Source organism: Brevibacterium sp. S22, from assembly GCF_004745485.1.
Taxonomy (GTDB): domain Bacteria; phylum Actinomycetota; class Actinomycetes; order Actinomycetales; family Brevibacteriaceae; genus Brevibacterium.
In genome coordinates this window covers 52,485-69,178 of sequence record NZ_RHFG01000009.1, presented here as the reverse complement: position 1 = coordinate 69,178, position 16,694 = coordinate 52,485, and the positions used below count along the sequence as shown (strand labels likewise).

Sequence of the window (16,694 nt, the reverse complement as noted above, 5' to 3'; positions counted from 1 at the left end):
TTCAGGCGTAGCGTTTCAGCCACAGCCCAAATGGTTTGGACCGTGGACGATTTCGAAGGTGATCGACCATGAGCACAACACAGATCTATCAGTATCCGAAGCCCCTGCCGGTAGTCCTCGGCAAGAGGGCGGCGCTGTTCCTCTTCATCGGAGTCATCGGCTTCCTGCTGGTCAAAGTCGTCGGACCGATCCTCCAGACCGGTCCCGAGTATGTCGTCGAGGCCATCATCTCCGGGATCCCGCTGCTCATTTCGGCCGGCTGCGCAATCACTGCGCTGACGCTGGCGATCGTGCACCGGATGCGGCACACGGCATGACCCCATTGCTTCTGAGAGTTCACCTACTTACGGCCGCCTGGAAGGGTCGAGCCCGGCTCTGACCTTCAGCACATTGTCCTTGTTCTTTCCCCAGTCGATGATCTGAAGCGGAAAGGCGCAGACACTGCGGATGCGCACGAAAGTGCAGCCCGGAGCCTCGTCGACATGCACCGAAAGCTTCTCACCCCAGCTTCTCCAGTTCGTGTTGACCGAGGCAGTCAGCACGCCCGGGTGCGTCATCACACCGGATACGCCCTGCTGAGAATTCAGCACCTGAATCGCCCTCTGCCATACGTCGGCAGCGGCAACGGGGATGGTCATCGTCTCTTCATAGCTTGCGCTCATGAAACCAGAGTAGCCGGAGGCCTTCCGCGCACGCGCTCCTTCGGCGCCCCTCCTGCCCGATCACCGCTGAAGCCCGATCACCACTGATCGTGGTCGAAGATCTGGCAGAACACGCTGGTCATCTGGTCATTGAAGAGGACGAACTGGACTTCCTCGATCGATTCCCAGCGCCCGCGGGACCGACCGTCGACGATGACGCTGTGAGCTGCCTCGGCGACGTCCCGGGCCGACCAGCCATAGACTCCGCCGCCGATGGCGGGGAACGCGATCGAGGTCGCACCGACCTCCTCGGCGAGGTTGAGACTCGACTCGAAACACGATTCGAGGACCTCCGGATCGGCTTCACCTGCGTGCCGATTCGGCCCGACCGTGTGGATCACCCAGCGGGCGGGCAGATCCCCGGCGAGGGTGGTCACGGCCTGCCCCGGCGGCAGGCCACGCACATGGGTGGTCTGCCTGACCGCGCGGCAGGCCTCGAGGAGTGCGGGCCCGGCCGCACGGTGGATGGCTCCGTCGACCCCGCCGCCACCGAGCAGACTCGAATTCGCGGCATTGACGATCGCGTCGACGGCCACCTCGGTGATATCGCCTTCGAGAACCGTGATCTTCATGCCTCGAGTCTAGACGTCTGCTCCGCCTCAGCAGCCCTTCGGCTATTACTCACACTTAGCCACGTATCTGTGAGTAAGAGTCGAACTCACTCACACTTGACGCCACCGTTCGCACCGGTGCGCGTACGCTGGCAGGACGGCGTCACCTCGGCGAGGAAAGAGGCTCAAGGACATGTGCAGGCTGCTCGGTTTCATCTCCCCCACCCCGACGACCGCCGCGGATCTCATCGGTGCCGATGAGTGCCGCCAATGGCAGTCGATGGGCACCCTCCACGATGATGGTTGGGGCACGGCATGGGTCGACACCGGCACCGAGGCGGTCGCTCGGTTCCGCACCTCCACCGAGGGTGCCGATGATCCGCGGCTGACCCGAGCTTTGGATGCGGACGTGAGCGAGGGTCGGATCTGCCATCTGCGGATGGCGACGACGGGGCTGGCCGACCTCGAGGAGAACACGCATCCATTCCTCGCCGAGGGCGTGGCGATGGCACACAACGGTTCGGTCCACCCGATCGAGCGGCTGCGCGAATATGTCAGCGTCAGTGAGGTCGACGAGGTCGGCGGCACCACGGATTCGGCGATCATCTTCGCGCTCATCCTTCGGCGGATGCGCCACGGCGAACGGCTGCTCGATGCGGTGACCGGAGTGGTGCGGAAGCTGCGGGCCGACTTCGACCATCCCGGCATCAATCTGCTCCTCCTCACACGTGAGGAGATGATCGTCGTCCACGCTACCGCCGGCACCGAGGTGCCCTATCTGCAGGGACCGCTGCCGCCGGACCATCACGACCACTACTACCGGATGAGCTGGCGGCGATCGCCCGAGAACGCAATGATCGTGTCCTCCTCGGGGCTCGAACATCGCGGTTGGAGCCTCATCGAGCAGAACACGATCATGCGGCTGACCGTCCCCGATGGAGCGGAGACGATCATCCGGCTGTAGCTGGAGTCAGATCCCGTTCAGAACTTCTGGGCCGGGTCAGGACTTCTGGACGGTGATGGTCCAGCTGGCGTCGGTGACGCGGTCGAAGTGGGTGACGGGGTAGCCGTTCTCGGCCGCCCACTGCGGGATCGCCTCGGTGGCCTGGGTGCAGTCGAAGTTGATGACCAGCTCATCGCCGGCCTCCAGACCTGTCATGGCCTCCTTCGCTTCGACGAGCGGGAAGGGGCAGACCTGACCGTCGGTTTCGAGTACCTGTTTCATACGGTCCTGCTTTCCGCCACAGGCGCTGCGGCCTGCGACTGCTTGGGTTTGATGGTGGCCTTGGCCGCGATTCCGGCACCGGCGATCATGAAGACCATGGAGACCCAGCCCTGGTATTCGAACTGTGCGGTCGAGACCATGGCATTGCCGACTGTGCAGCCCCCGGCGATGGCGGCGCCGACGCCCATGCCGATTCCGCCGATGATCGACTTGATGATCGTGGCCTGGTCCGGCACACGGAGGCGGAATTCGCCCGAGGCCTTGGCGGCGATGAACGAGCCGACGAGGATGCCGATGACAAGCATGACTCCCCAGTCGATGAGTTCGGCATCGCCGGTGGCGAGGTAGCCGGTGAGATTCGCCGAGGGGGTCGTGATGCCCAGGCCGGAGTTGCGTCCGGTCGCTGCCGAGAGCGGCCAGGCGATCGTGGCGATGATGCCGATGACCACGGCGGTGGCGAAGGGGTTCCAGCGCTTCTCGGTGAACAGATGGGCAAGCCCGGTCTTGCGGGGAGGCAGGGTGGCCATCGGGGTCTTGAGCTTGCGCGCATGATGGACGGTCAGCCAGATCGCGATGGCGGAGATGATGACGACGAAGACCCAGGGGCTGAGTCCCGTGCTCGCCTGCAGGCTTCCGTTGTCCAGAGTGATCGCGCGGATGCCGTCAGTGAATCCGGCGGCCGGTCCGAGCTTCATGACCGCGGAGAAGAGGGCGTAGAAGATCAGCGCGAACCAGCTGCCGACGAGACCCTCGCCGGCCCGGTAATAGGTGCCCGTCGCGCAGCCGCCGGCGAAGACCATGGAGGCACCGAAGATGAGGCCGCCGACGATCGCGGCGAGCCACGGGAAGGGCTCAGCCTCAAGGGTGATGACCCCGAAGGTGTTGAGCAGGAACAGTCCGATGGAATGGACGGCGATGAGCACGATGAGTGCGGAGAACCAACGCGTGTTCCCCGTCAGAGTGAGGTCGCGGAACGCTCCGGTGACACAGAAGCGTCCCCTTTGGAAGACGAAACCGAGCACCAGTCCGACGACGAGTCCGGTGATGATCATGAAGCTGCTTTCTCTGTGAGACAGGGTCGCAGGCGACCACAACAACCGCCCATTTTGCTCAACAATCACAATTCCGTCAACCGCGTCGACCGGAAATGCCGCCCAGTGGTCTCGATGTGGTATGGATCTCAGTAAATGTATCTTGACGTCAAGATACTTTTGGGCGCATGCTTAGGAATACCTAACCTAACTAGGAGAGGTCACAATGACAACGACAACGACGCCTCGCTCAGCTCAGACAGCGACAGCGGAGGCAGCACAGACAGAAGTCCAGTCACTTGCGCAGTTCGTCGACCGAGCCTCGCTGGACATGCTCAGCGAGCAGGCCCTCGAACAGCTGAAGATCCGCGTTCTCGACACGATCGGCGTCGCCATCGGCGCCCTCGACGCACCCCCGCTGCAGGAGATCAGAGCCCTCATCGAGGACCTCGACGCCGGGCGGGGAGCCACCCTCATCGGCGGCGGCCATGCCAGCCCGGACCATGCCGCGTTCTTCAACTCGGCTCTGAGCAGGTATCTCGATTTCATGGATGCCTATCTCGCGAAGGGCGAGACGAATCACCCCTCGGACAATATGGGCGCGGTCCTCGCCGCCGCCGAGCACGCCGACGCCAGCGGTGAGGACTTCCTCACGGCCTTCGCCGTGGCCTACCAGATCCACGCCCGCCTCTCGGACGTCGCTCCGGTCCGTGACCTGGGCTTCGACCATACGACGCAGGGCGCATTCGCTGCCGGCGCCGCCTCGGCGAAGGCTCTGGGTCTGACCGCGGAGCAGATCGCGAACGCGGCCGCCATGGCCGGCACCGCGAATGTGGCGCTGCGTGTGACCCGCACCGGGGACTTGAGCCACTGGAAGGGGCTGGCGTATCCGCACGTGTCGAAGGAGGGAGTCTTCGACGCCCTGCTCGCCGCACACGGAATCACCGGCCCGGCCGAGGTCTTCGAAGGCAACAAGGGCTTCAAGACACTGGCTGGGGACTTCGACCTCGACTGGTCGTCCGAGGACCTCGAGAAGGTCACGGGCACGATCATCAAGAAGCACAATGCGGAGATCCACTCGCAGTCGGCCCTCGATGCCGCACAGGAGATCCGTCGGCAGGAGGGCTTCCGCGCAGATGCCATCGCCAGCGTGGAGCTGAAGACCTTCGACGTCGCCTATTCGATCATCGGCGGTGGCGAAGAGGGCGACAAGCGCACGATCCGCACGAAGGAGGAGGCGGACCATTCGCTGCCGTGGATGGTCGCGGTCGTCCTCCTCGACGGGGAGCTCAACCCGGCCCAGTACGAGCCGGAGCGCATCGTCGACGACGATGTGCAGGACCTCATGCACAAGGTGACGATCACGCCGTCGCAGGAGTTCAGCGATCGCTTCCCCGAGCACATGTGCGCCGACCTCGTCGTCACCCTCGGCGATGGAACGAAGTTCCGGGCGAGCACCGACGACTACGAGGGCTTCACCACGAACCCCCTCGACTGGGCAGGAGCGCGCCGGAAGTTCGACGCCCTGACCTCCCCCTTCGCCGAGGCGGAGCTGCGTGACCAGATCGCCGACCTCGTCCATGACCTCGAGAATCATCCGATCCGCGAGCTGACCCGAGTGCTAGCTCAGGTTCGCCAGACTCGCAGCTGAGGCTGCGCCACCCGCCGGAGATCCCGGCACCCCTGCCGACGCGATGTCGGCACCCTCGCCGACGAATCGTCGGCATTCGAAGAAAGGAAAGACCATGTCGAACGCCATCGATTTCGATGTGTCCATGAACTTCGTCCCCCGCGCCTACCGCCCGGCCAAGCCCCGCACCATCGGGATGACCGAGATCCGCGCACCGTACTATTCGACCTTCGGCACCCGTCACCTCCAGGACGTCTTCGACGTCGCCGGGCAATGGGTCGACGGCATCAAGTGGGCGGGTGGGTCCTTCTCGCTCGTGCCTCCCGAGCAGGTCAAGGCGATGAGCGACATCGCCCACGAGAACGACGCGTACGTGTCGTCGGGCGGCTGGATCGAAACGGTCCTGCGCTACGGAGACGACGCGGTCGACCAGTACCTCAAGGAGGCCAAGGAGGTCGGCTTCGACGTCATCGAAATCTCGACCGGGTTCATCATGCTGCCGACCTCGGGGCTCGAGCGCCTGGTGGAGAAGGTCGTCAAGGCCGGGCTCAAGGCGAAGCCCGAGCTGGGCATCCAGATCGGTTCCGGCGGAGACTCCGGTGAGGCCGAGCTGGCAGCGGAGTCCGCGAAGGACATCGGCGACCTCGTCGACCGCGGCAGGCGAGCCCTGGATGCCGGAGCTTCGATCATCATGATCGAGTCCGAAGGCATCACGGAGAACGTGGATGAGTGGAACACCGCCGCGGCCGCCTCGATCATCAACGGGCTGGGGCTGGAGAACGTCATGTTCGAAGCCGCCGACGGACCGGTCTTCGAGTGGTACATCAAGAACTACGGAAACGAATGCAACCTGTTCGTCGACCACTCGCAGATTCTTCAGCTCGAGGGCCTGCGCCAGAACGTCTGGGGCAACAAGTCCACCTGGGGACGGGTGATCAATCCGGCTCCGTGAGGTGTGGCGCCGCCACTAAGCCAGTCTGACCGGCAGTAAGGGCGAGGACGCCGGCGAAATCCGCCGGCGTCTTCGCCTTTCATCCCCTGCCGACCATCACGATCTGCAGCGCAGAACCAATCCGATACCCAGCAGATTCGCCCCGCGCCCGTTCACGGTTTGGGCGGCCCCGGTCCAACCACCTACAGGGTTCGCTTGGACCGTCAATGAGTACCGCGGCAGAGAAACCAGTGTCAGACGCTTGTCGGTATATGTGTAAGTGGTGCTCTCGGTGATGTGAGTTGTCGTCTCGGCCGAACCGATCAATGGCGTCCTTACCACTGTGACAGTGTATTGGAGCTGCGTGGACCCGGAGTTCGCAGGCTTTGTCCAATCCAGTTTCAGCTGGTCCCCGCCGAGCCCGAGCAGACCGCTGTTGTCCGTACATGTCAGATTGCTGATATTGAGCGACCCGGCGGTGAACTCCCCGGTACTCGATTTGTCATCGTTCCACCCGGCGAGGGTCCCGTTGACCACCGAAGGCACGAGGACGAGCGCCAACAGTGCGACTATGGCGAGCAGGACGCGGATTCGCTTCCACACGAAGATATGAGTCATGACTGTCGCGCCCTCCGCGTCCTCGAGACCACGGCCGATCCCACAACGATGAGCACGAACGCGGCCAGCAGGAACCACTGCCATCCGTCGATGCCGGTCCACGGCAGTTCTCCCGACCCGCCAGGCCCTTCCGCACCAGGATCATCTGAGCCTGATCCGTTGGAGCCGGCGTCGGCTTCACCCGGATCGCCTGGCCCAGGGTCACCTGGGCCCACAGAGAGCTCCTCGCCCTGGCCCAGCGCGGTGATCCGGACACTGCTCGTTTGCCCGTTGACCTTCTTCACATCGGCGTCGGGCAGCAGCGAGACGGTGACATCGATGCGCCGTTCGTCTTCACTCGGCATTTCTTCGAGGACTCTGTTTCCGTCCGGCGCACGCCCCAAGTCGGTCAAGGGCATCCCGCTCAGCAAGCTGTGTGAACCCGCTGGACAGCCTTCGTCGATCGCGGTCCGATCACAGCTGCGCACATCGACGACCAGCGCCGAGGCGAGCGGCTCAGTCACCTGCCCCGCACCGATCTCGAGGTCGACCGTGCCGGGATCAGCGTCCTCGACCCACACATCGACGGTCCAATTCGCCGATGCTCCCGGGCTGAGACCGAGCATCCTTTTATCGTCGCCGAACGCCCTCAAACGCAGATACTGACCGTGAACCTCCGACGAGGACTGGTTCGAGGCAGCTCCCGCGCCTCCACTGGCAGTCGTGTCGACTCCGAGATCTTCTCCTGCGACTCCTCCGCCGAGCAACATAGCGGCGATGATCGGAGCCGCCACGGCATGCTTGGGCGAGCGCGCAGCAGTTCGCAATCGATCAACCTCGGTACGTGCGGCGTTTGCCGATGACTCGTCACTCTCGTCCAGATCATCGCCGCGGCGCGGCCAGAACGCCCACACGACGAGGAGGCTCGCCGCGATCGTGATGCCGCCGAGCAGGAACGGGTTGCGCCACTGCTGGAGGATCGGCGCGATTCCAGGGACAGAGAACATCACCTTCCGCACCGTTTCCGTGGTGTAAGGATCGGGGTCCTTCTCCGCGTTCGCGTCACCCTTCATGTCGAAGGTCACGGCACCGGTGGAAGGGTCGGTCGTTTGGATGTCGATGACGCGGTGCGTCACCGGCAGAACCTTGTCTCCGCGGTCGACGGTGACGATGTCGCCGACCTTCATGTCCTCGGCAGGGATCTCCCGAACGAGAGCGGCCGAACCCGCCGGAATCGTCGGACTCATCGATCCGGTCTTGAACATCATGATTGAGACATTGAAGACCACACCGAGGATGACGAGGACGATGCACACCACGCCGAGAACGGCGAGCACATTGAGCAGGGCAGCACCCAGCCAGGCACCGATGCCCGACCCGTTCGATGAACTACGGCTCATCGTTCACGATCCTGGAGTCGTGGATTCGGCGGTGAAGGTCCAGGTGTGAGACGTCGACAGTCCCTGAGCCTCGTTCGGCGCGTTCGTCGGCAGCGTCACCTCGAAGCAGTAGGCCTGAACGGCAGCACCCGCAGACTCAAGTTCCTGACTTGCCGCCGCAGTCGGTCTGCTGCTCAGGGCGACCCCGCCGTCCTCACCGAAGATGACGGTGCCCGGACCGGGGAAACTGTTCGCATCACACCCGGTACCGGACGAAGTCCGCGCCACAGCTCGATAGGTGAGCGCAGAGGCAAAGGCGTTCGGATTCTGTATTCCGCCGCCCGACACGGTGACCTCGCCGCCGATCGACGTGGTCGACGTAGTCCGGACGAACACCGGGGCATAGACCTTCTGCCCCGGATACATGCTGCCTGCGTCGAAGGTCATCGTGCTGGTGTTCGTCCAGTCCGACCCGTCGACAGACAGTTCGATATTGAACCTCCCGGCTTCGAACGAGCCGGAGGCCTCTTCCGTATCCGTCCACGCCGCGACCGTCGCCGTCGCGCCCACACCGAAAACCAGCCCACCGGCGAGAATCGCTTTGATACGTCGATTGCGCAGCCGACGCCGCTGTCGCATCTGCCGTCGACTCAGCGGGCGGTCACTCGACGGTGCCCGCCCGCCTGAGAAGAGATTCCGCAGCCGCAACGAGGAAAGGTGCATCGATCAGTTCAGCGTCGTCATTCGGCCGAGGTTGCGGTGAACTGCCACTGCGCCATGGTGTTCTGACCCTGCTCGAGATCATCACCCGCGGTGACCTTGAAGCACAGCGTCACCGGAGCTCCCGCAGTGCTGCCCGAACCCGCGGTGAGGTCGAAGTCCGCAGCGCCGCCCGTCGAGTTCAGCGCGGTGCCGGCGTCAACGATCGAAGTACCCGTGGCGGTGGCCGAGCAGTCTCCCGCCGAGGCGACCTGAACGATCTCGTAGCTCAGTGCGCCCGTGTTGTCGCCTGACCCCGCCGCCGAGGTGAGCGCCACCGTAGCGTCGTAGCTCGTCGCGTCATCAAGGCGGAGAACGAAGGGAGCAGCGGCGGTGTCACCGGGAGACAGGTTGTCCGCGCCGACCTGGAAGTCCAGTGAGGCCGCTCCGTCTGCGCTCTCGTGATCAGTGAAGCTCGAGCCGTCGGTGCTGCCCTCCACGTTGAACGAACCGGCGCCGAAGACACCTTCGGCCCATTCGTCGTCGGTCCAGGCAGCGAGGGTCACTGCCGCGCCGACACCGAGGACGATGCCGCCGGCGAGAATGGCTTTGAACTTGCGGGAGCGGGTCTTGGAAGCGGTCACGGAGACTCCTTATCCAGGGGTGCATGAGCACCGATCACGTTGAAGAGTGTTGGGGGATGATTTCATGATGACTGAAGAATTACTTTCGAAGAACTTTTTTCCATCACTTCTGTGATCTGTTATCGAAAAGTAACTTTGAACGGAGTTCGCACGGTGAGCCGCGCCGCCGGACTCCACCCACCCTCGGCCCGACTTCTTATTCATTGAGAATGCCATCGCTTCGGCTCAGTGACTGGGCGCACACTGATGAGACGAGATACGGCAAGGAGGCCAAGGTGGCACAACTGAAGACAGACGTGGCGATCGTCGGAGCCGGACCCGCGGGACTCATGCTCGCGCACCTGCTGCACAATGCAGGCATCGAATCCGTCGTCATCGACAACCGCAGCCGCGACGACATCGCCCACACACACCGCGCCGGAATCCTCGAAGCAGGATCGGTGCGCATGCTCGAAGCTGCAGGCGTCGAATCCCGCGTCCACATCGACGGTCACCGCCACGACGGCATCGACATTCGAGTCAACGGCGCCTCGAACCACTTCGACTTCCCCGAACTCGTCGGCGAATCCGTGTGGCTCTACCCCCAGAACGAGATCTTCGTCGACCTCGCCGCCGCCCGTGAACGCACGGGCCGCCCCACCTACTACTCGGTCACGGACACCCGCCTCGGCGATATCGAAACCGAGGCCCCCTGGGTCACCGCCACCTCTGCCGACGGTGAAGAGCTGCGCATCAGCGCCCGCTACGTCGTCGGGGCCGACGGCTCGCGCGGCCCCTGCCGCTCGATGATTCCCGACGGCACCCGGCAGCGCTTCTTCCACGAATATCCGTTCGCCTGGTTCGGCATCCTCTGCGAAGCCCCGCCCAGCCACGAGGTCCTCATCTACTCCCGCTCCGAACGCGGCTTCGCCCTCATCTCCCAACGCAGCGCGAACGTCCAGCGCATGTACTTCCAGGCCTCCCCCGACGCCGATGTGGCCGACTGGTCCGATGACCGGATCTGGACCGAGCTCCAGGCCCGCGTCGCAGGCCCCGACGGCTTCGAACTCAAGACCGGTCCGATTTTCGACAAGACCGTGCTGCCGTTCCGTTCGGCCGTAACCGAGCCGATGCAGCACGGGTCGATGTTCCTCGCCGGCGACAGCGCCCACACGGTCCCACCGACCGGCGCAAAAGGCCTCAACCTCGCCTTCGCCGATGTCGCCGTGCTCGCCCCCGCTCTCATCACGGCGTTCAAGGACTCCGACGCCGAGGCGCTCGCCGGGTATTCGCAGACCGCGACCAAGCGTGTATGGAAGGCCCAGAACTTCTCGTACCAGATGACACGGATGCTCCACACCGACCCGACTCAGGACGCCTTCGAAACGAAGCGCAGCCTCGGCGAACTGCGGTCCATCCTCGAATCCGACCACGGTCGCCGCTACCTGGCCGAGTGCTACACCGGCTGGCCCCACGGCTGAGCCGCTCCCCCACCCTCCCCACGAACATGAGCACCGAAGAGAGAAAGGTTCGACGATGAGTCCACAGCAGAACTCGGACGTTGACGAGTCCGCCGAGGCATTCACCTCCCCGACCGTCATCGATCAGCCCGTGAAGGGCCCCGACGACGCAGCCGAGTCACAGGCGACGCTGTCGGCGGAGATCGAGAGCATCGAAACGCAGTACAAGCAGGACGTCGCCGGCGGCAAGAAGCCCGAGACCCAGCCGCGCCTGGACTACCGGCCCTACCGGTCCTCGATCCTGCGGCACCCGACGAAGGATCCGCGCCACACCGACCCAGAGACGATCGAGCTCTTCTCCCCCGCCTTCGGGCACCGGGACATCGGCACCCTCGAATCCGATCTGACCATCCAGGCCGACGGCGAACCCATCGGCGAGCGCATCCGCGTCACCGGCCGGGTCCTCGACGGTGAAGGTCGTCCCGTGCGGGGCCAGCTCGTCGAGATCTGGCAGGCGAACTCGGCAGGACGCTATATCCACAAACGCGACCAGCACCCGGCCCCGATCGACCCGAACTTCACCGGTGTCGGCCGTACCCTGACCGGCGACGACGGGTCCTACTCATTCACGACGATCAAGCCGGGCCCCTACCCGTGGAAGAACCACCACAACGCATGGCGACCGGCCCATATCCACTTCTCGCTCTTCGGATCCGAGTTCACACAGCGGATGATCACGCAGATGTACTTCCCCGGCGATCCGCTCTTCGCTCTCGACCCGATCTACCAGTCGATCACCGACCAGAAAGCGCGCGACCGGCTGGTGGCCACCTATGACCACAACATCACCGAACACGAATTCCTCATGGGCTATAACTGGGACATCGTGCTCACCGGAGCCAACCGGACCTGGATGGAAGAAGAGGACGATGACTGAGACCACCCCGACCACCGACCTCACCCCCACGCCGGGGCAGACCGTCGGACCCTTCTACGGCTACGCAATGCCCTACGAGCACGACAATGAGCTCGTGCCGCCCGGTTCGGCGCGGGCGGTGCAGCTGACCGGAACCGTCTATGACGGGGCGGGCGAGCGCGTCCCCGATGCGATCCTCGAGATCTGGCAGCCCGATGAGAACGGCGAGGTTCCCCGGAAGACGGGTTCGCTGCTCCGCAACGGCTTCACCTTCACCGGATTCGGCCGCGCAGCCGTCGACCCCGAAGGCGAGTTCAGCTTCTCGACGGTCAACCCCGGCCCCACCGAGGCAGGCAAGGCCCCATTCATCAGCCTCGTCATCTTCGCCCGCGGGCTGCTCAACCGCCTCTTCACCCGCATCTACCTGCCCGAGGACACCGAGGCGCTGGCCGCCGACCCGCTCCTGTCCTCGCTCGATGAAGACGAGCGCGCCCGCCTCGTCGCGACTCGAGGGGCTGACGGATCGCTGCACTTCGACATACGGTTGCAGGGTGAGGAGGAAACACCCTTCCTCCGTTTCCCCAGCCACGAGGACTGAGAGACATGACCGACACCGCCCACACCCGGTTCCTCTTCGCCCCCGGCGATCTGCGCGGGTCCGAAGCCATCGACGACGCCGCGTTCATCACCGCGATCGGCCAGGTCGAGACCGCGTGGATCGTCGCACAGGGCCGGGTGGGGTTGGTGTCCGCGGAGACCCGCGCCGAGGTGGCCGCCGCCATCGATGCCACGATCCGCACGCTCACGGACGATCACACCCAGCTGCAGACTCTCGGCGAGGAGGCCGAAGCCGGGGGCAACCCGCTCATCCCGTTCCTCGCCCTCGTCCGCTCCCGGCTCTCCCCCGAAGCCTCACGATGCCTGCACCGCGGGCTGACCAGCCAGGACGTCATCGACACGGCGGTCGGTCTGCTCGTCTCCCGCGTCGTGAGGCAGATGCAGGCGCGCCTCGAGGTCATCGGCGCCTCCCTCGTCGAACTCTCCGACGCTCATGCCCAGACCCTGTGCCTGGCCCGGACGCTGACCCAACCGGCGCTGCCGACGACGTTCGGGCTCAAGGTCGCCGCCTGGGCCGCCGAGGTCAATGAAGTCCAGGGCCAAGCGCCCTATGTCGACTATGTGCAGGTCGGCGGGGCCGCCGGCACGCGTGCAGCCATCCGCTGGTTCGCCGGCGACTCCACCGACTCGCTGCTGCGCGAATTCAATGTCCAGATGGTCGGCCCCGACGCGGCGCTGACGCAGATCCCCGTCCCCTGGCACACCGATCGCGTCCGCATCATGTCCTGGGGCTCACACCTCGCCCAATGCACCACTGTCGGGGCCTCCATCGCCCGCGACGTCCTCATCGGCGTCCGTCCCGAGATCGGCGAGCTGTCCCTGGCCTCGACCGGCGGATCCTCGACGATGCCGCACAAATCGAACCCCACCTCGGCGGTGCTGCTCCATCGCAACGGAATGCGCGTCCCCGGAGCGCTGTCCACGCTGACCACGACCGCCGCCGAAGCCGTCGAAGAACGCTCCGACGGTGCCTGGCACGCCGAATGGCCGGCCCTGTCCGAGCTCATGACCCTGGCGATCTCCTCGCTGATCATCCTCGACGAGATGATCGCGGGCCTGCAGGTCAACGCCGATGCCATGCGCACGAACCTCGACGCCGCCTCCCCCGGGATCTTCGGCGAGAAACTCGGGATCGTCTTCGGTGACCGACTGGACAAGGACACCCGCGCAGCCATCATCGCCCCCGGCTCCGACCCCGTAGCCGCACTGCGTGCGGAGATCAGCGATGACGACGGCATCGAGGATTTCTTCACCCCCGAGTCCTACCTCGGTGAGGCCGAGGACATCCGCCGGACCATTCTGGCAACCATCGACAATTCCGGACCGCAGGAGATCGACCTGCCGTCCTTCGACTGAGACCCGACCGAAGAGAGTGACATCCATGGACCTCACCGCATCCGTCCTTGCCGCACCCGCCGCTCCGGCGACCGACGCCCGGGTGCTCGTCGTCCTGCCCTCGCTGGGCACCTCCGTGACCGCCCTGTGGAAGCAGGCCGCCACCGAGTTCTCCGCCCTCAGCCCGGAGACGACGGTCATCGGCATCGACCTGCCCGGTCACGGCCGTTCGGCGCCGATCGAGGTGCCCACCGGCACCGAGGTGGCCCCGCGGCTGACGATGTCCGACCTCGCCGAGGCGGTCCTGGCCACCGTGGATCGGGTCCTTCCCGATGTGGCCGCCCCCGGGGCCCCCGTCGACCTCGCCGGCGATTCGATCGGCGGCGCCACGGCCCTGCAGCTGGCGCTGGACCACGGGGACCGCTTCGGCCGCATCGCCGTGTTCTGCACCGGTGCGAAGATCGGTGAAGCCGCGGCCTGGGAAGAACGTGCACAGACCGTGGCGACCTCGGGCACCCCGACACAGGTCATCGGTTCGGCACAGCGCTGGTTCGGAGAAGGGTTCATGGACCGCGAGCCGGAAACCTCGGCCGCGCTGCTGCACTCGCTGCAAGATGCCGACCGGTTCTCCTTTGCCGCGCTCTGCTATGCCCTGGCCGACTTCGATGCCCGCGAACGCCTGTCCGAGATCTCGCGGCCGCTGCTGGCCGTCGCCGGTTCCCAGGACCAGCCGACTCCGGCGACGAAGCTCGCCGAGATCGCCAATGAGGTTCCCGGTGCACTCCTCGAAGTCATCGACGGCGCCGCCCATCTCGTTCCGGCCGAGGCTCCGGTCGTGACCGCGGGCCTGCTCGCTGACTTCCTGCACGGAAAGGGACTCGGCGGCGGTGCCGCCTCTGCTGATGTCGCAACCGATCTTCCGACCGCTTCCGGCCCGCGAGACGCCACCCGAGACGAGGTGCGGGAGGCCGGAATGAGCGTGCGGCGACAGGTGCTCTCCGACGCCCATGTCGACCGCGCGAACGCGAAGGTCGATGACTTCACGAGCGACTTCCAAGACCTCATCACCCGCTACGCGTGGGGAGAGATCTGGACGCGACCGGGCCTTGAGAGGCGGATGCGTTCGGCCATCACACTGACTGCCATGATCGCCGGCGGCCACGAGGCCGAGCTCGCGATGCACGTCAAGGCGGCGCTGCGCAACGGACTCACCCGCGACGAGATCAAAGAGGTCCTCCTCCAATCGGCGATCTACTGCTCGGTGCCGAGCGCGAACACCGCCTTCTCCGTCGCATCCCAGGCCTTGGCCGAGGCGGATGCCGAGGGCAGCGCCGACTGAGCATTCCAGCCCTCCGGTGGGCCGCCTCGGCGAGGGTCAGCCCTTGTGGAAGCGGCCGACCACGGCTGTTCGAATCGTCACATTGCGTCCCTCTGCACTTCCGAGGAGCCGCGATGGGCCATAGGCTGGTGCGGTTGCCTGCCCGATCCTGCTTGCCCTGAAGGAGCCCTATGAGTGACGCCCCGGTCTCCCGCGGAGTCTATAAATTCGCCGTCTTCGCCCTGGCGATCGGTGCGTTCGCCATCGGCGTGACCGAGTTCGCGACGATGGGTCTTCTGCCCATGATCGCCGAGGAACTGGGCATCACCGTCCCGCAGGCCGGGCATGCGGTGTCGTTCTACGCGATCGGCGTCGTCGTCGGCGCACCACTGATCACGACCATCGCAGCCCACATGGATCGCAAGCTGCTGCTCCTGTGCATGATGGGGCTCTTCGCTCTGGGCAACCTCGCTTCGATGCTCGCCCCGACTGCCGGACTGTTCAACATCGCACGCTTCGTCTCCGGTCTGCCGCACGGAGCCTACCTGGGCATCGGAGCCGTCGTCGCCGCCTCCCTCGTGCCCGTCAACCGACGTGGGCGTGCAATGTCGCGGGTGATGCTGGGCCTGACGATCGCGAACATCTTCGGCGTCCCCTTCGCCGCGGCACTGGGCAATATGTTCGGGTGGCGCAGCGCCTACGCGCTCGTCGCCGCCCTCGGTGTGCTCACCGTCATCATGGTCGCCATCGCCGTGCCGCGCGTGAGTGTCGGCGCTGGTGAGGTGCCCTCGGCGCGCGGGGAGATCAAGGCGCTCGGACGTGTGCAGATCATCCTCACGCTCGTGGCCGGGTCCGTGGGCTTCGGCGGAATGTTCGCCGTCTACACCTACATCACCCCGACCATGACCGACGTCGCCGGCGTCCCCGAGGTCGCGATCCCCTGGGTGCTCGCCGTCTACGGACTCGGCATGACCGCCGGCTCGCTCATCGCCGGTCCGCTCGTCGACAAGTCGATCGAACGCTCGGCCACCGGAGGCATGATCCTCTCCGCCCTCGTGCTGGCCGCCTTCGGCGCCTTCACTCAGATCGCGGCGATCGCGATCATCGCCCTCTTCCTCATCGGCATCTCCGGGTCGATGATCACCACGGCCCTGCAGATGCGTCTGTTCCGCGAATCGCATGACGCCCCGAGCCTGTCCGCGGCCATGAACCACGCCGCCTTCAACCTCGCCAATGCCCTGGGTGCGTGGCTCGGCGGCATCGTCATCACCGCGGGACTGGGCTACCGTGCACCCGCCTGGGTCGGCGTCGGCCTCTGCCTGGCAGGCCTCATCGTCATCTCCGTCGCGATCTTCCTGCGCCGAGGCGGCTCCTCCGACCCGAGCACCCGGTCGACCGTCGAGACCTGAGCCTGTAGCCAGCAGAAGCCTCCGCCGAGACTTCGGTTGCGCGCCGAGACCACGCTGCCCGCGCAGGTGTGTCGGCTCGCAACCGGCGTGTCGGCACTCAGCCGTTGTCTCGGTCAAATCGACGGCAGCCGCGCGTTCGGCCGGGGCTCAGGGGCCACTCCGGGACATTGTGGTCGCAAACGGATGCTCGCCTCGAAACTATGGGTCACTATCGGATACTTTCCGAGCGCAGAGATGTCCGTCTGTGACCTATGTTGGGGCGGAGCGCTCG

General features: G+C 65.3%; 18 protein-coding genes and 1 pseudogene. 11 read left to right on the top strand and 8 right to left on the bottom strand.

Going from position 1 to position 16,694, the window contains the following annotated elements; all coding sequences use genetic code 11:
* The first annotated feature begins 68 nt into the window (after positions 1-68).
* Entirely contained in the window at positions 69-317 is a 249-nt protein-coding gene (locus tag EB835_RS09865) for a hypothetical protein (RefSeq protein ID WP_135809294.1), read from the top strand.
* A 27-nt stretch (positions 318-344) separates the two neighbouring features.
* On the opposite strand, the gene EB835_RS09860 is transcribed toward EB835_RS09865, so the two are convergent.
* Entirely contained in the window at positions 345-662 is a 318-nt protein-coding gene (locus EB835_RS09860) for a hypothetical protein (RefSeq protein WP_135809293.1), read from the bottom strand.
* A gap of 77 nt (positions 663-739) precedes the next feature.
* Positions 740-1,273, bottom strand: a complete 534-nt coding sequence (locus EB835_RS09855; protein ID WP_135809292.1) for an O-acetyl-ADP-ribose deacetylase — start codon at positions 1,271-1,273, stop codon at positions 740-742.
* Between the two features lie 172 nt (positions 1,274-1,445).
* Here EB835_RS09855 and EB835_RS09850 point away from each other — a divergent pair, with 172 nt between their 5' ends.
* A complete protein-coding gene (locus EB835_RS09850; RefSeq protein WP_135809291.1) occupies positions 1,446-2,216 on the top strand; it encodes a class II glutamine amidotransferase in 771 nt (256 codons plus the stop codon).
* Positions 2,217-2,252: 36 nt separating this feature from the next.
* Here the strand turns inward: EB835_RS09850 and EB835_RS09845 are convergent, their stop codons facing one another.
* Both EB835_RS09845 and EB835_RS09840 read right to left on the bottom strand, forming a co-directional pair.
* Positions 2,253-2,477, bottom strand: coding sequence for a sulfurtransferase TusA family protein (locus EB835_RS09845; RefSeq protein ID WP_135809290.1), 225 nt, complete (start codon positions 2,475-2,477; stop codon positions 2,253-2,255).
* On the bottom strand, positions 2,474-3,529 hold the full coding sequence (locus tag EB835_RS09840) for a YeeE/YedE family protein (protein WP_135809289.1): 1,056 nt from the start codon (positions 3,527-3,529) through the stop codon (positions 2,474-2,476). Before EB835_RS09840 ends, EB835_RS09845 begins: the two co-directional genes overlap by 4 nt.
* Before the next feature lie 205 nt (positions 3,530-3,734).
* Between EB835_RS09840 and EB835_RS09835 the strand changes: the two genes are divergently transcribed.
* Together EB835_RS09835 and EB835_RS09830 are read left to right on the top strand one after the other, a co-directional pair.
* On the top strand, positions 3,735-5,159 hold the full coding sequence (locus tag EB835_RS09835) for an MmgE/PrpD family protein (protein ID WP_135809288.1): 1,425 nt from the start codon (positions 3,735-3,737) through the stop codon (positions 5,157-5,159).
* 94 nt (positions 5,160-5,253) lie between these two features.
* Positions 5,254-6,090 (top strand): phosphosulfolactate synthase, encoded by an 837-nt coding sequence (locus EB835_RS09830; RefSeq protein ID WP_135809287.1) that lies wholly within the window; start codon positions 5,254-5,256, stop codon positions 6,088-6,090.
* Positions 6,091-6,186: 96 nt separating this feature from the next.
* Here EB835_RS09830 and EB835_RS09825 read toward each other — a convergent pair whose 3' ends face one another.
* The 4 genes from EB835_RS09825 to EB835_RS09810 form a co-directional block, all read right to left on the bottom strand.
* Complete coding sequence (locus EB835_RS09825; protein ID WP_135809286.1) at positions 6,187-6,687, bottom strand: hypothetical protein; 501 nt, start codon at positions 6,685-6,687, stop codon at positions 6,187-6,189.
* Positions 6,684-8,066, bottom strand: a complete 1,383-nt coding sequence (locus EB835_RS20430) for a signal peptidase I (RefSeq protein ID WP_205749908.1) — start codon at positions 8,064-8,066, stop codon at positions 6,684-6,686. The genes EB835_RS09825 and EB835_RS20430 overlap by 4 nt, the downstream gene beginning before the upstream one ends.
* 3 nt (positions 8,067-8,069) lie before the next feature.
* Complete coding sequence (locus EB835_RS09815; protein ID WP_168216687.1) at positions 8,070-8,684, bottom strand: SipW-dependent-type signal peptide-containing protein; 615 nt, start codon at positions 8,682-8,684, stop codon at positions 8,070-8,072.
* 101 nt (positions 8,685-8,785) lie between these two features.
* Positions 8,786-9,388: a SipW-dependent-type signal peptide-containing protein gene (locus tag EB835_RS09810; protein WP_135809284.1), complete on the bottom strand. Its 603-nt coding sequence runs from the start codon at positions 9,386-9,388 to the stop codon at positions 8,786-8,788.
* Between the two features lie 275 nt (positions 9,389-9,663).
* On the opposite strand from EB835_RS09810, the gene EB835_RS09805 reads away from it, so the two are divergent.
* The 7 genes and pseudogenes from EB835_RS09805 to EB835_RS09780 all read left to right on the top strand — a co-directional run bounded on the left by EB835_RS09805 (position 9,664) and on the right by EB835_RS09780 (position 16,423).
* Positions 9,664-10,848 (top strand): 4-hydroxybenzoate 3-monooxygenase, encoded by a 1,185-nt coding sequence (locus tag EB835_RS09805; RefSeq protein ID WP_205749907.1) that lies wholly within the window; start codon positions 9,664-9,666, stop codon positions 10,846-10,848.
* A 55-nt stretch (positions 10,849-10,903) separates the two neighbouring features.
* A complete protein-coding gene (gene pcaH, locus EB835_RS09800; RefSeq protein ID WP_135809282.1) occupies positions 10,904-11,764 on the top strand; it encodes a protocatechuate 3,4-dioxygenase subunit beta in 861 nt (286 codons plus the stop codon).
* Positions 11,757-12,341 (top strand): protocatechuate 3,4-dioxygenase subunit alpha, encoded by a 585-nt coding sequence (gene pcaG, locus EB835_RS09795; protein WP_135809281.1) that lies wholly within the window; start codon positions 11,757-11,759, stop codon positions 12,339-12,341. Before pcaH ends, pcaG begins: the two co-directional genes overlap by 8 nt.
* A 5-nt stretch (positions 12,342-12,346) precedes the next feature.
* Positions 12,347-13,717, top strand: a complete 1,371-nt coding sequence (locus tag EB835_RS09790) for a lyase family protein (protein WP_135809280.1) — start codon at positions 12,347-12,349, stop codon at positions 13,715-13,717.
* Between the two features lie 25 nt (positions 13,718-13,742).
* Positions 13,743-14,528: pseudogene (locus EB835_RS20625) on the top strand (alpha/beta hydrolase); the annotation flags it as partial.
* Positions 14,529-14,654: 126 nt separating this feature from the next.
* A complete protein-coding gene (pcaC, locus tag EB835_RS20620) occupies positions 14,655-15,035 on the top strand; it encodes a 4-carboxymuconolactone decarboxylase (protein WP_240688664.1) in 381 nt (126 codons plus the stop codon).
* Between the two features lie 170 nt (positions 15,036-15,205).
* Positions 15,206-16,423: an MFS transporter gene (locus EB835_RS09780; protein WP_135809278.1), complete on the top strand. Its 1,218-nt coding sequence runs from the start codon at positions 15,206-15,208 to the stop codon at positions 16,421-16,423.
* Positions 16,424-16,694: the final 271 nt, after the last annotated feature.

Coding starts and splice junctions, on each gene's coding strand:
- EB835_RS09865 (WP_135809294.1), top strand. CDS start 69: ATGAGCACAACACAGATCTATCAGTATCCGAAGCCCCTGCCGGTAGTC.
- EB835_RS09860 (WP_135809293.1), bottom strand. CDS start 662: ATGAGCGCAAGCTATGAAGAGACGATGACCATCCCCGTTGCCGCTGCC.
- EB835_RS09855 (WP_135809292.1), bottom strand. CDS start 1,273: ATGAAGATCACGGTTCTCGAAGGCGATATCACCGAGGTGGCCGTCGAC.
- EB835_RS09850 (WP_135809291.1), top strand. CDS start 1,446: ATGTGCAGGCTGCTCGGTTTCATCTCCCCCACCCCGACGACCGCCGCG.
- EB835_RS09845 (WP_135809290.1), bottom strand. CDS start 2,477: ATGAAACAGGTACTCGAAACCGACGGTCAGGTCTGCCCCTTCCCGCTC.
- EB835_RS09840 (WP_135809289.1), bottom strand. CDS start 3,529: ATGATCATCACCGGACTCGTCGTCGGACTGGTGCTCGGTTTCGTCTTC.
- EB835_RS09835 (WP_135809288.1), top strand. CDS start 3,735: ATGACAACGACAACGACGCCTCGCTCAGCTCAGACAGCGACAGCGGAG.
- EB835_RS09830 (WP_135809287.1), top strand. CDS start 5,254: ATGTCGAACGCCATCGATTTCGATGTGTCCATGAACTTCGTCCCCCGC.
- EB835_RS09825 (WP_135809286.1), bottom strand. CDS start 6,687: ATGACTCATATCTTCGTGTGGAAGCGAATCCGCGTCCTGCTCGCCATA.
- EB835_RS20430 (WP_205749908.1), bottom strand. CDS start 8,066: ATGAGCCGTAGTTCATCGAACGGGTCGGGCATCGGTGCCTGGCTGGGT.
- EB835_RS09815 (WP_168216687.1), bottom strand. CDS start 8,684: ATGCGACAGCGGCGTCGGCTGCGCAATCGACGTATCAAAGCGATTCTC.
- pcaH (WP_135809282.1), top strand. CDS start 10,904: ATGAGTCCACAGCAGAACTCGGACGTTGACGAGTCCGCCGAGGCATTC.
- pcaG (WP_135809281.1), top strand. CDS start 11,757: ATGACTGAGACCACCCCGACCACCGACCTCACCCCCACGCCGGGGCAG.
- EB835_RS09790 (WP_135809280.1), top strand. CDS start 12,347: ATGACCGACACCGCCCACACCCGGTTCCTCTTCGCCCCCGGCGATCTG.
- EB835_RS09780 (WP_135809278.1), top strand. CDS start 15,206: ATGAGTGACGCCCCGGTCTCCCGCGGAGTCTATAAATTCGCCGTCTTC.